This window comes from Paenibacillus sp. p3-SID867 (assembly GCF_025142895.1).
Lineage (GTDB): Bacteria > Bacillota > Bacilli > Paenibacillales > Paenibacillaceae > Paenibacillus_AQ.
Genome location: NZ_JAMBDM010000001.1, coordinates 1 through 13398 on the forward strand (window position 1 = coordinate 1; position 13398 = coordinate 13398).

Below are 13398 nucleotides of genomic sequence, written 5' to 3' on the forward strand. Positions count from 1 at the left end.
CAAAAATACCCGCCGATAACGGCGGGTATAGGTTTAGGATAGCGGCTGAGCAACGGGCTGCCCATCCTTCCATGCATAAGGTACGGATTTTACCGGGACATAATAGGATTCCTTCTCCAGGAACACCCGTAAATCCTCTCCTTCTTGCGGATCGGAACCGTTCTTCTGGATCGCCTGCATAATATCAAAGGCATAATCGGCGTACACCGTTCCCTCTTCATCCATCATAAAGGTCATCTCCTGACCTGAGTACACACTCATCAATCTAACGGATTTAGCATCGGTCTTGGACAGGTCCACCGCCGTGTATCCCGGGTAGAGGGCTTCCCCTGCGGGAAGCGCGTTGTCATGCGCCATTTTGTACAAATTAACCGCTCTCTGAACGTCATTCACCTTCTGGGCCGTGGTCAAGTCCATGACCTTCACGGTTGGCTCCGTTTCCTCATTAATAATGAGAAAATATCCACTGCCGCCCTTCTCAAATGCCGTATCCGGAATTTGGTCAATGTATCCCCGGTTCTTCAGTTGATCAAGGTCGACCCGGTATTTCTCATATCGTGGAACTTCCGGACCTGCCGTAATTATCGGCAAAATTCCCTGTTCTTTATAAAAATCATCTACGGCCGATTGTATCCGCTTGACACTTTCCCTATATGAAACCTTGTTCTCCTGCAATTTCTCGTCAGGATAAAGACACCCTGTCAGCAACATCGGAAACAGCACCAGGACTAAGACGGCAGACATCCGCTTCGAACGGCCTGCCGCTTGGGTCATCCAAGTGTTCATACTCAACTAACATCATCCTTCGCTTTAAATAAAGTCATCGGACTCCCGATTTCTCGCCGCCTCCAGCTGTTTACGTATCGCAGCTTTGAGCGGATCCTCGGGAATCATTACCTTGATATGATTCGTGATCCTCGTCTGGCAGGATAGCCGGTAGCCTTGTTCAATCATCGATGTCCCCAGCTTCCTGATTTCCTTGGGCTCCGGAGCGGAGCAATGATCGCGTTCCTCGCTCGGGACAATGATCTTGCACATCAAACAACCGGCTTTGCCTCCGCAACGGGTAGGAATACGCACACCGGCCCGACGCGAGGCATCCAGGACGTTTGTGTGCGGACGAACCTTGACCTTTTTCTGATCCGGTTGAAATAATACCTCGTAGTCCAACGATAAACGCGCTCCTTTTCTTATGTACACCTTCTGCCATACTCCCTGGCTGCTTCACTCAGTACTCCGGTTAAAGTCCGGTTAATCGGTTCAAAACCATTCGATATTCCCCATGCAGCTGGTTCCGGCTTAATAACTGCTGAAGAAGCGGCATATGATGGTCCATGTCCCGCAGCATCGCTTCCGCAATGGCAACGTATCGATCCGGCCTGTCCCGAAGCACATTAAACACCAGTTCATGGGATAACGGCATGAGCCGTACCGTGGCGCCCTGTATTTGACTCTCTGGTGCTGCAGGATACAGCAATTGATCGATCTCAACACAGTAGGAGGATCCGTTTGATTTCACTTCAAATCCGCCGACCAGCTCAATCGGGACTTTCTCTATTTCATAGTGGCTCAAAATCGAAGAATATATCCCTTCTTGGTCCAAGCGGGGAGCATCCACGGCCATAGAAGCCAGCGACTCATGCAAAGGCTGTACGCCCCCAGTATCGGTATATATATCGATATCTCTCGGCGGTTTGTCCAAAGTTACATCCTGAAGGAGCAAGCTGCAGCTTCCACCGAGCAGCCAAGCCACAGGTACCTGATTCAGCTTATGAATGGCGGTAGCTAACACACTCTCCAATTCCGGCAGATCATTCAGCGTCATGCTGCACCCCTTTACGTATCGTCCCGGATTGGCTTCCTACGTTATATGATGGAGGCCAGTCCAATAATAAAACCGAAAATCATCATCATAAAGGCCACGAACGACAGCGCGCCGCGCAGAAAACCCTTGGTCTTGCTTCGCGCAAGCGTAACCACTATGACGGACAGTGCCATAATCAATATCGCGACTAGGGACAGCCACATCTTTTGCATCGGATCCATGTCACGAAACTCTCCAATCTCTCATCAATTTCAACCTATTATATCACGAAAATGATAGCGCCTCACCCCAGGTATGTCGAAAAAAAGAACAAAAGCCGCTATCCAATCCGGAGCGTCTTTTGTTCAACATCATCATCGTATCTTATTTGTTCATCATCATTTTCATCAAGGCTTCCATATTGCTCGGATTCATGCCACTTTTCTTCACCGCGCCGACAATCTCCTGGATCGTGTCCTCACTAACAGGTATGTTCGCCATCGAAGATACCTGCTTGATCAGCTGGCGGAGCTGGGCTTCATTTTGCATTGTAGACGGCTTAACCGTGCTAGCCAGCTTATTGACAGCCCCTGAAGAAATTTTCTTGCCGCTTTTCTTGTTAATCGCATTCAGTACATCCTTGTGAAAGCTTTTGCTCATTTCCACCCCTCCTCCGACATCCTCACATCAATATATGAGTCAATCATCGGAATGGTGAATAAGCTAGGTGTGCCATTGCTCCCAAGTTTCAAGCGGCATCATTTCCATCTCTGTTTTGGGATCCCGGCCCATCAAGGCTTCTACGGCGATCCGGGGATTCCGGTCTTTAAACAACACATGGTACAGCTGATCGGCTATCGGCATCTGTACGCCGTATTTCTCGGAAATGGCATGTGCGGCTTGTGTCGTGCGTATTCCTTCCACAACCATACCCATGGAGCCCAGAACCTCATCTAACTTCTTCCCCTGACCGAGCATCGAACCAGCCCGCCAGTTTCGGCTGTGCTGGCTGGTGGCGGTAACCACGAGGTCGCCGATTCCCGCAAGCCCGGCAAACGTCAGCGGATTCGCGCCCATTTCCATGCCGATTCGCAATATTTCTGCCAAACCTCTCGTAATAAGAGCTGCCTTGGCGTTGTCGCCGAAACCCAGTCCGTCGGACATCCCGGCCCCTAAAGCAATGATGTTCTTCAAGGCCCCGGCCAGCTCAACACCAATCATATCCCGGTTCGTGTACACTCTGAAATACGTGTTCATAAACAAATCCTGAGCGGCCACAGCCGCCTTGGCATCCAAAGAAGCCACAACAACCGTTGTCGGGCAGCGTCTGACCACTTCCTCCGCATGGCTCGGTCCTGATAAAACGACCACACGGCCTTCCTCGCAGCCGAGCTCCTCAGATATGACAGTGGACATCCGCTTCAAGGATTCGATCTCAAAGCCTTTGGTTGCGTGAAGCACCAGCATGTCTTCGGTCCAGTATTTCTTCAGTTGGCCACTCACCTCCCGCATCGCGGACGAAGGCGCAACGATAACCACGGCAGCAGCCGAAGAGACCGCCTCTTTCATATCGGTTGTAGCGCGGATATTCGGTGGTAGCTCCACACCGGGTAAATAACGGTTGTTGGTATGCGACTCGTTGATTTCACGAGTCTGTTCCTCCGTTCTTGTCCAGACGACCACATCCAGATCATTTGAAGCGAGAACACTTGCCAAAGCGGTTCCCCAACTGCCTGCCACCAGAACAGCGACTTTGTCAGACAACGCGCTTCCCTCCTTTGTCCTTTCCTTTTCCGGAACCCAGCTTGTTTTCACGCCCCTGCACAAGCTTCACAATGTTCGAGCGATGCCGCCAGAAGGCGAATATGCATATGATCAAGCTCGTCCAAAAGATCGGCCACGAATAATCCGCGATCAATAGAAAAACAGGGGTAAGTACTACAAATATAAGGGAACCCAAAGATACATAACGGGTAAAAACAATAGATAGGATTGCGATAATGCCTGCTATAAACGCTGGTATAAAGCAAAGCGTAGCAAGCACCCCAATGGCTGTTGCAATCCCTTTGCCGCCTCGAAAGCGGAAGTATAGAGGCCAGTTATGACCGATAATGGCCGCAATACCGCACAATCCCGGCAGCCACGCATTGTCTCCCCCGAGCCATCGTCCGATCCAAACCGCAGCGATGCCCTTAATTACATCCAAAGCCAATACCAGTATGGCAGGTCCCTTTCCCAGGACGCGAAGGGTATTGGTTGCCCCGGCGTTGCCGCTGCCATGCTGACGAATGTCAATCCCTTTCAGGATTTTGGCAAGCAGTACGCTGAAGCTTACTGATCCGAGTAAATAACTCACTACTATCGCTACGATCTCCAAAATCAAGCTATTCTCCCCTAACTCTCATCAGACTTTCTTCGAGTAAATATCCTGATGGGTGTACCTTCAAAGTCAAACGCGGCCCGAATCTTGTTCTCAAGGTAACGCTCATATGAGAAGTGCATCAATTCCGGATCGTTGACGAATACGACCATGGTCGGCGGCTTGACTGCAACCTGTGTCGAATAGTTAATACGCAATCTTCTTCCCTTATCCGTTGGAGGCGGATTGATGGCAATCGCATCGGATATGACATCGTTAAGGAGATGCGTCTGCACGCGCAGCGAATGCTGATCAGCCACATGCTTAACGACAGGGAGCAGCTTCTGCAAACGCTGCTTCGTTTTGGCCGACAGGAAAACAACCGGCGCATAGGTCATGAACAAGAAATGATCGCGGATCTTTTTCTCGAACTGCTGCATCGTTTTGTCATCCTTCTCGACCATATCCCATTTGTTCACAACGAACAAAGAGGCTTTACCGGCCTCATAGGCATAACCGGCAATATGCTTGTCCTGCTCGATGATGCCTTCTTCCCCGTTGATGAGGACGAGAACGACATCCGCACGCTCGATGGCACGCATGGCGCGCATGACACTGTATTTCTCCGTGGTCTCATACACTTTCCCGCGTTTGCGCATGCCCGCCGTATCGATGAGCACATACCGCTGCCCATCCTTCTCGAACGGCGTGTCAATAGCATCGCGAGTGGTACCGGCAACGTCACTGACAATGACGCGCTCTTCTCCCAGAATGGCATTAACCAGGGAGGACTTGCCCACATTCGGTCTGCCAATCAGGGCAACTCGAATAACATCCTCGTCATATCCATCGTCTTCAAGCTCTGGCAGATTCTCGACCACAACGTCCAGCAGGTCGCCGATCCCTGTGCCGTGACTGCCCGATATTCCGACAGGATCGCCAAATCCGAGGGAATAGAACTCATAGATATCATCAACACGCTTCAAATTATCCACTTTGTTTACGCTTAGGATGACAGGTTTACCTGAACGGAACAGAATCTGTGCAACTTCCTCGTCCGATTGGGTAACCCCTGTCTTGGCATCGCACATAAATACGATGACGTCCGCTTCTTCAATTGCAAGCTCGGCCTGCATGCGGATGGATTTCAATATCATGTCATCGCCGTCGATTTCGATACCGCCGGTATCAATGACGCTGAACGCTTTACCATTCCATTCGGCACTACCGTAAATCCGGTCACGGGTAATACCCGGTTTATCTTCAACGATGGCTAATCTGTCGCCAATCAATCGGTTAAATATGGTGGATTTACCGACGTTAGGCCGTCCAACGATAGCCACTACGGGTCTTGCCATAGTCACTCCTCCTGTCAATTCTTACGATTATCATCATAGCAAAAAACGTTACAATTGGCTAACCTTTCATCTTTATTTCTATTATGCTCTACCCCATGTTACAACATCCGTAAACGTTCGTCCCCTAAAAAAACAAATGGCGAACCCAGATTTCTGGGTTCGCCGACTTCGTTATGATAGGTCAATAGACCGAACAAAACTGTTCCCGGGCTTACTTGAATTTGCTCAGCTTATCGCCGAAACGCTCTCCAAGCGTAACGCTCATGCCTTGATTGTTCAAAGAAACGTTCGGGTTGTCTTTCAGGTCGATTTTAGGACCTTTGGACGGTTTTTCAGCGCGTGGAGCTTGAGCTGGCGCTTCTTCCGTTTCTTTGATGCTCAGGCTGATACGTTGCTCAGAAGTGTTGATATCAAGCACTTTAACCTGAACTTCTTGGCCTTCTTTCAATACTTCTTGCGGTGTACCGATATGCTTGTGGGAGATTTGGGAGATATGAACCAAACCTTCAACACCTGGTGCCAGTTCAACGAAAGCTCCGAAAGTAACCAAACGTTTAACAACGCCTGTTACAATGTCGCCCGTGTTGAATTGCTCGCCAGCTGTTTCCCAAGGACCTGGAGCGGCTGCTTTGATACTGAGGCTGATTTTGCCTTTTTCAGGATCTACCTTAAGTACCTTTACACGCACTTGATCACCTTCGGACAATACATCGGCAGGCTTGTCGACGTGGCTCCAAGCGATCTCGGATACGTGAACCAAACCGTCTACCCCGCCAACATCAACAAATGCTCCGAATTGCGTAAGGCGTTGTACTGTACCTTCCAGCACTTGGCCATCTTGAAGCTCGGACATCACTTTTTGTTTGTTTGCTTCGAACTCTTCTTCGAGAACATCCTTCTGGGAAAGGATCACTTTGTTGTTCTCGCGGTCCAGTTCCTTCACTTTCACGCGAAGCGTGCGGCCTTTGTAGTCGCTGAAATCTTCAACGAAATGACGCTCTACCATGGATGCAGGAATAAATCCGCGTGCACCCACATCGGCTACGAGTCCGCCTTTAACAACGTCAGCCACCGTTACTTCGAATACGTCCTGATCCGCAAAATGCTTCTCAAGCTCTTCCCACGAATTCTCAGTGTCGATCGCGCGCTTGGAAAGAACCAGGCTTTCCTTGTCGTCGTTAATGCTAACGACTTTGCACTCTACCTCTTGGCCAACCTGAACCGCATCAGATGCGTTATCAAGCTGTACAGAAGACAGTTCGCGAACAGGAATTACGCCGTCATATTTATATCCAATGCTTACATAAGCTTGGTTGTCCTCCAGTTTGACGATCGTCCCTTTCACGGTGTCCCCTTTTTTCAAGGATACGATTTGGTCCAGCTGCTCTTGGTTTTCTACAGCCTCTTCATTTCTTGTTTCTTCCGACATGTCAAATAACCTCCTCAATTCAAACCCCATTTATTTAAACTCGCATTCGCGAAGTTCAAAACATAATTGCTGTAGTATCTTTCCAATCTCCCCATGCTTTTTATGCATGGAACGAAATAAATCAGTTCACGGTTGGCTTGCCGCTTGCGCGCATTTCGTGAATCTTGGCCATGATCAACTCGGTTGCTGCATCCAGCGCTTCCGGTGACTTGTCACCTTCAAAGCTTAATAGATCCACAGGGGCACCATAGATGATTTTCATTTTGCGAAAAAGCTTGTAATCTCCAATGATCGCAGCCGGTATGACCGTCGCCCCGCTGCGGAGAGCGAAACTAGCTGCACCCCGTTTGGCCGCAGTTGAATCGGAATTGCGCGTGCCCTCAGGAAAGATACCCATGATCTCGCCTGTGCGCAGAATCGTGAGGGCGGTTTTGATCGAATCTTTGCTTACTCCCCCGCGCTTGACCGGAAATGCTCCAAGCTGACGAACCAGCCATCCGAACACCGGAATGTTGAACAGTTCCGCCTTGGCCATGAACTTAACCTGGCGCTTGACGTGAATGCCCACAGATATCGGATCTCGAATGCTAATATGATTGCTACAGATTAGCACGCCGCCTTCTGAAGGAATGTTATGTACGCCGACAGATTCAAATCTGTAGAGAATAGCGAACAAACCGCGGACCACCGCTCTGCAAAAAACATAAATCATGCCCATTTCTCCCCATCCCACTTAAGTTTCGCAATATGAAAGAATTGCCTCCACAACCTGATTGATATCCATATGTGTCGTATCCAGTATGATGGCATCCTCTGCGCATCGGAGGGGCGACACTTCACGTTCCTGGTCAAGCCTGTCACGTTCTGCGATATCTCTTTCCAGTTGTTCCAGCGATATGCCTTCATCACTCAACTCATTGAAGCGGCGGAGAGCTCGTTCCTTGACACTGGCCGTCATGAAAATCTTCACTTCAGCATCCGGCAAAACGGTTGTGCCGATGTCACGTCCATCCATGACAACGCCCTTGTCTTCCGCCATTTGCTGCTGTAAACGGACAAGCTTTATCCGCAAACCCTCGATTCGTGCATATTGGGATACCACTGCACTAACCTGATGTGAACGAATATACGGCGTGACGTCTTCCCCGTTCAGCCAGACCATTTGACCATTTTCATGCGGTTTTAATTCAATCACCATATTTTGTGCATGTTGAAGCACTTTTTCGGGATTTTCTGGAGAAATCCCTTGGTTCAGCATGAACCAGGTGACTGCCCTGTACATGGCTCCGGTATCCACGTAGATGTACTGCAGCCTGCTGGCTACCATACGCGCTACGGTGCTTTTACCCGCGCCTGCCGGACCGTCGATGGCAATATTAATTCTGTCGCGATAACCTGTCCCCTGCGTAACCAACGGGGCATTCCTCCTCAAACATCTACCTCGAAATCGAAAGGGCTTACCATCCATTGCGGACGGGATCACCGTTTCTCTAGTGAAAATATATAAGACACAGCGCAGATGAAACAAAGGCGTAATCTTATATTTCAAGAAAAAAGCAGGCGCCCGCCTGCGACGTGAAAATTATACCACACTAGCTAGAGTGATGCAAAAGAGAAGGGGTGTTTTCCCCCATCCAATCGTTTACATTTGGCTCGTTAACGGGAACACCCTCCATCTGCTGAATTGGCGAGATATAGGGCCGGCTAGGCTCATAATGCAATAGGAGCTGGGTGATCACCAAGGCAAGCACTAGTCCGATTAGCAGCTTAAGCAGCATGTACCCGTAGCGGTCATGCAGGGCTTGTCCCTGCTCGGATTCCTTAACTTCCAGTCCTGTTTTTTCGAGAAGCTGGTCGCGATCGTTTACTACTTCTGACATGGCTGACAGTTCCTCCGGCACAAAATTTTCGGATAGTGTGCCACCGGCTTGTCCCTTTTATGCATTAACGGTTGCGAAAATCAAACTGTCTCTCAAAACAATAACGAATCAGCTTCTGGCGTTCCATATCTGCGATCTGATTAAACTTGAGCATAACGATGCTTCGGTTGGTTGGGAGCTCCTTCACCCTCACAACCTCGCCTTCAAACGGGACATGCTCCACGGATCCGTTCTTAAACGGGATAAGGATCCAGCAAGACAAAATACTCCCTTCCGCAATCGCTTGATCCGGCTGCAGATGAAAGGATACGCCACCGCCGCCAACATCGTCGGTTTTGGCTAGAAACTGGCCGCCGTCTTTGGTCATAACGGCTACCTCGAGCTCGGCTTGCACCCGAAGGAAGCTTCTTCTCTGCACCTTCGTAATTTGATCCTGCTCCGGCTTCTTGATGCGAACCAGACGGATAATATCCTCATGGTGGCTAAGGACGTGGGAATTGAAGAAATTTTTGACTCCGCCTTCCGTTAAAAAGTAAGCGGACAGCTCGTCCCCGATGTACAGCTTTTTCAGCTTGCCCGTCCCTTCCTGCAGCGGAACCTCCATATACATCGATTCGTCATCCATGTCGGAAATGCGGGATTTATAAACAATATTAGCTTCCTTCTCATCCCCCGTATCCAACTGGATATAGAGGACATCGTTAATCTTTGGATACAATGCGCTCACCCACTAATTCATCATAATCATTATGTTCCATTATATCACGGGATCCCAAGGCCCATAGGACAAAATCTTCAAATCAAGGTCGATTCATGTCCATCCTCGGGAACTCGGGACTCTCCACCTTGCTTTTAGTTACTTCATCCAACCAAAAAAAAGCCGGGTTCAGGAAATCTCCTGAACCCGGCTTGCATCACACAGTGCTTTGCTTATTTAATTCCTGACTGTGCATCCTTCACGACCTCGACCGTTTCCTCAAGGCCGGTATCCGAGTTAATGTAAATCCGATACTGGGCTCCATTAATCCGCCCGCCGAATTCATAACACAGAGTATCCTCGGAGCGGTCGTTTTTGATTAAGGCTTTACGGTGATAGAGCACTTTAAACTCAGGGTTCAAGACCTTCTCCGCTTCGGCAAGACTAAGTTTCGGCTGCGGGATTTCTCGCTTGATCTGATGCTCGTATACAAAGTCGCTGGCCTGGAATCCAATGACATCCCCATTGTCCATAGCCGAACGAACCGTGATTTTCTCAGGATAAATCAGCACGCCATCCTCTTCACGAACAAAGGAAAAGTTAGCCAGGTTGTCATATTGGTCCGCCGAAACAACCGTCATGTCGGAATAGCCTTTTTTCGTCAGAAATTGCTGGGCTTTGTCGATTGCCGTTTGAACCGACGCTTGCTTGGCACCCACATTCCGCTCATCCGTATAGGAGATCAGCTGGCCGCCTTTTTCGGTAAAGTCCATGCTGAGCATATGACCATTCGGATGCTGTACCTTTGCTGTATACGATACCCACTCGGTGCCATTTCCGTTCTTCGTCACTTGCACTTTGGCATCATTGCCCACATCCGAGAACTTCAGCGCTTTGCGTTTCACATCCTCTTCCGATATCGGCATGCCTGCCAATTGCTTCACGGAACGGCGGTTGTAAATGCTGCTTACCGATGGTCCCCAGTCAAGCTCAGGGTAGGACTCCACCTTCTTATCCACCGTTTTGAAGCCGTCAATAATGGAATTATCTTCGACTTTATTGGTAGCCAGTGCCGTCTCTACATCCATCCAGCGCAAACTGTTTGCGATAACCTTGTTCTGCACATGCTGCAAATCCTTTGTAATTTCGCCGGAGTTGGCGTACAAGGATTTCAACGTTTTGACCTCGTTCTCACTGAGCGGCTCCTTCGTCAAATCACGCACACCTGTTTTGTATGCAAAATTAGAAATTCGGGAAAGGAACTCTTCGGTCTTGTTGAAGGGAAGGAGCGTAAGCGGCAGCTGGCTGATCTCATTTTGAGCCTCGCTGGTTAGGCGCCATACATTCATCAAGCCCTTGCGATGCATCCCTTGGGAGGTAGAGCTCACCGCGAGCGTATTGCCGAGTTCGGCATGAATCCTGTCCATATTGTACGACAAGTCATGGAATGCCCGTTGGTATTGGTTCTCGGCATTAATCAATATGGCGTTTTTCTCTTTATTCTCTTGGTAACCCCATACCAGAGCCCCGATCAATAAAATTGTGGCCACAGGAAACAGGATAGCGCTTAATCGTTTGTACATGATGCGATAGTCTCCTTTCTTCTACTCACTGCCGTTAGTTTGACTAGAAGAAAGAAGTCTTATGCATTTCTGTATAATTCCTTCATCCCTTAGAAATCTTCCTCAATCTCGAAGTGATCGCGGTTGTTGCACAGACATTGCTTAAATCCAGTTTCGATCCGGCCCTGTTCCTTTTTTCCCCGCAGCACAAAACGTTCACCGCAATCTTTGCAAAGAATTTTCACTTTTACACGCAAAAAAAGACACCTCCCTTTCTATGATTCCCTGGCTGTCAGCCGAGGTCTATAGAATGAAGTGTGCCCTGATTTGTTAAGTGTTAACCTCTTCCTCCCGCTTAATGAAACGGAAAGGAGAACGGTTGTTAGCTCTAGAGATTTTGCCCATGCCGCCATACCATAGCAGCACCATAAGCGGTACGATGAACCATACCCATGTGTGGGTCAGCAGACTCAGAATCAGGTCGTACAAACCATGCCACATCCAAGGCAGGAACAAGGATAGAACGAGGAAGAACCTTCTTCGTTTTCCTTCCGTGAATCTCGCATGTCCCATGTAGTATCCCATGATGACGCCAAACATTGCGTGTCCCGATACGGGCAGCAGCGCCCGCAGGAACATCGGACCAAAGGCCGCCTGGCTGTACCAGGCGTAAAGCAAATTCTCTACCGTAGCAAATCCAAGCGATATCGCCACTGCATAAAGGATGCCGTCATAAGGCTCGTCAAATTCCGTATGGTTAAAAATAATATGATACATTACGAACCATTTCAGAAATTCCTCAACACCCGCCGAAACGAGCAATGAGTTGACTACCGGATTGTCGCCAAGCCATAGTATCATTCCCCGCTGCAAAATCATAACCGGGAAAACGACCAGAACCCCTAACATGAACACTTTGATCACCATGTGCAGGGGCTCTTGATCATACCTATCTTTCAGGTAAAAATACGTGAGCAATGCGAGTCCCGGCGCCAAAGCTGACGCAATTACCGAGAACACCAGCACTAAAATTCCCCTTCCGTTAGTTGCGGGCCTGAAGTCCGGCACGCACGCCCACCTTAATTAATGCTGACGCTGGAAGTGTGTACAGATAACCTCAACCGCTTGCTGAGGCATTACTTTCTTACCGTATTCCTCCAGCATAGCTTCCGTTACTGAAGAGGATTCACCGAATTCAGCCAGCATCGCAATAACCGCGGGCAGCTTCTCGCTATCCAATTCCTCAGGATCGAAGTACAAAAACCATTTATCCATATAGTGATAGAGCTTACCCGCTCCGCCTACAAGGTCCTTCAACATATGCGATGCTTCAATGAGCACTTCAAAATCCTGAAAAACATAGACGATAGTATCACTTTGATCCAGCGTTACTTCCATTTCATAAATCTCGTCCGGCATATCTTCTTCGGACAAGCCGCCGAAATGATGATCGTATTTCCCTCTCGTCACAATAACCACCATGCCCTGGGCAGGCAGTGCAAACACCTCAACGGCAAGAGGTCCGGTGGCATCAAATCCGAGCTCACTGTATGCCTGATCCATCATCTCCGTAAACAGGTCATAAACTTTCGGTATTTCCTGCCACATCTCTTCCTTCTGGATCCCACGCTCACTCAGATCGTCAAACGTGAGGAAAATCCGTATCTTATCTTGACTCAAACGCTCTATTTTCATGACAGGATCCTCCTTACGTAAACAAAAGTTTATAACAAATTATGATGTCTGGATTATGACGTGATAAAAATGGTTTTATATAATTGATTTTATCATTTAATACCCACAAATGCACGTAAATATGTAACTCAAGAAAAAAGAATCATTCGCAGGGATTCGTGTGGCCGGTCCCCGAGAATGATTCAAAATGGTTCATGCCGTTTACAAACCCGGTATGACGGTGTGGGTTTCTTTCAAAATCTGTTCGACTTCGTTCTTGACATCAGGGTTGTTTCGGATAAAATCCTTGACTTGTTTCAGGTTGGCAGCCTTCGAATGAGTCGATGTCTGTACCCCAGCAGTTCCATTGGAATGAGTGGAATCATGTCGGCCTGAACTGGGAGACACGCTTTCTTGGCTCGAGCCGGAATACTGCTGGCTCTTCGTGCCCTGAATTTTACTCATCGCGGTATCCGCGAATCGGCCAAGATTCGCATCTTTCATCATTGAGGAGAAGAACCTGCTGTTATTACGGGTAATCATCCGGCATGCAACGGCGCCGATAATGACACCATATAGAAATGACGAAGTCTTCACAAATGATACCTCCTTCTATGATAAACTCGAGATTATTG

General features: G+C 48.8%; 18 protein-coding genes. All 18 read right to left on the reverse strand.

From position 1 onward, the window contains the following. Positions 1-33: 33 nt before the first annotated feature. The 18 genes from M4D81_RS00005 to M4D81_RS00090 all read right to left on the reverse strand — a co-directional run bounded on the left by M4D81_RS00005 (position 34) and on the right by M4D81_RS00090 (position 13360). A complete protein-coding gene (locus M4D81_RS00005) occupies positions 34-786 on the reverse strand; it encodes a hypothetical protein (protein ID WP_260064436.1) in 753 nt (250 codons plus the stop codon). Between the two features lie 24 nt (positions 787-810). Further along, entirely contained in the window at positions 811-1170 is a 360-nt protein-coding gene (locus tag M4D81_RS00010) for a 2Fe-2S iron-sulfur cluster-binding protein (RefSeq protein WP_071223933.1), read from the reverse strand. Positions 1171-1240: 70 nt separating this feature from the next. Further along, on the reverse strand, positions 1241-1825 hold the full coding sequence (locus M4D81_RS00015; RefSeq protein WP_260063975.1) for a hypothetical protein: 585 nt from the start codon (positions 1823-1825) through the stop codon (positions 1241-1243). 41 nt (positions 1826-1866) lie between these two features. Then, positions 1867-2046, reverse strand: a complete 180-nt coding sequence (locus M4D81_RS00020) for a DUF2768 family protein (RefSeq protein WP_260063977.1) — start codon at positions 2044-2046, stop codon at positions 1867-1869. 142 nt (positions 2047-2188) lie between these two features. Further along, complete coding sequence (locus tag M4D81_RS00025) at positions 2189-2464, reverse strand: stage VI sporulation protein F (protein ID WP_006209456.1); 276 nt, start codon at positions 2462-2464, stop codon at positions 2189-2191. Positions 2465-2527: 63 nt separating this feature from the next. Further along, on the reverse strand, positions 2528-3568 hold the full coding sequence (locus tag M4D81_RS00030; RefSeq protein ID WP_260063978.1) for an NAD(P)H-dependent glycerol-3-phosphate dehydrogenase: 1041 nt from the start codon (positions 3566-3568) through the stop codon (positions 2528-2530). Next, entirely contained in the window at positions 3561-4187 is a 627-nt protein-coding gene (plsY, locus tag M4D81_RS00035) for a glycerol-3-phosphate 1-O-acyltransferase PlsY (RefSeq protein ID WP_071223926.1), read from the reverse strand. Before plsY ends, M4D81_RS00030 begins: the two co-directional genes overlap by 8 nt. Before the next feature lie 11 nt (positions 4188-4198). Then, positions 4199-5521, reverse strand: a complete 1323-nt coding sequence (der, locus tag M4D81_RS00040; RefSeq protein WP_071223925.1) for a ribosome biogenesis GTPase Der — start codon at positions 5519-5521, stop codon at positions 4199-4201. Positions 5522-5732: 211 nt separating this feature from the next. Continuing rightward, complete coding sequence (rpsA, locus tag M4D81_RS00045) at positions 5733-6950, reverse strand: 30S ribosomal protein S1 (protein WP_071223924.1); 1218 nt, start codon at positions 6948-6950, stop codon at positions 5733-5735. A gap of 121 nt (positions 6951-7071) precedes the next feature. Then, positions 7072-7662: a lysophospholipid acyltransferase family protein gene (locus tag M4D81_RS00050; protein ID WP_260063979.1), complete on the reverse strand. Its 591-nt coding sequence runs from the start codon at positions 7660-7662 to the stop codon at positions 7072-7074. Positions 7663-7683: 21 nt separating this feature from the next. Further along, on the reverse strand, positions 7684-8364 hold the full coding sequence (gene cmk, locus M4D81_RS00055; protein WP_071223922.1) for a (d)CMP kinase: 681 nt from the start codon (positions 8362-8364) through the stop codon (positions 7684-7686). Positions 8365-8542: 178 nt separating this feature from the next. Beyond that, positions 8543-8830: a YpfB family protein gene (locus M4D81_RS00060; RefSeq protein WP_260063980.1), complete on the reverse strand. Its 288-nt coding sequence runs from the start codon at positions 8828-8830 to the stop codon at positions 8543-8545. A gap of 64 nt (positions 8831-8894) precedes the next feature. Beyond that, positions 8895-9548 (reverse strand): flagellar brake protein, encoded by a 654-nt coding sequence (locus M4D81_RS00065; protein ID WP_260064437.1) that lies wholly within the window; start codon positions 9546-9548, stop codon positions 8895-8897. Positions 9549-9760: 212 nt separating this feature from the next. Continuing rightward, positions 9761-11110, reverse strand: coding sequence for a germination protein YpeB (gene ypeB / locus M4D81_RS00070; RefSeq protein ID WP_071223919.1), 1350 nt, complete (start codon positions 11108-11110; stop codon positions 9761-9763). Between the two features lie 89 nt (positions 11111-11199). Continuing rightward, positions 11200-11346 (reverse strand): hypothetical protein, encoded by a 147-nt coding sequence (locus M4D81_RS00075; protein WP_181469710.1) that lies wholly within the window; start codon positions 11344-11346, stop codon positions 11200-11202. Positions 11347-11419: 73 nt separating this feature from the next. Next, a complete protein-coding gene (gene prsW, locus M4D81_RS00080) occupies positions 11420-12115 on the reverse strand; it encodes a glutamic-type intramembrane protease PrsW (RefSeq protein ID WP_071223918.1) in 696 nt (231 codons plus the stop codon). 57 nt (positions 12116-12172) lie between these two features. Beyond that, positions 12173-12784: a genetic competence negative regulator gene (locus tag M4D81_RS00085; RefSeq protein ID WP_071223917.1), complete on the reverse strand. Its 612-nt coding sequence runs from the start codon at positions 12782-12784 to the stop codon at positions 12173-12175. A gap of 201 nt (positions 12785-12985) precedes the next feature. Further along, positions 12986-13360 (reverse strand): hypothetical protein, encoded by a 375-nt coding sequence (locus M4D81_RS00090; RefSeq protein WP_071223916.1) that lies wholly within the window; start codon positions 13358-13360, stop codon positions 12986-12988. Between the last annotated feature and the right edge of the window lie 38 nt (positions 13361-13398).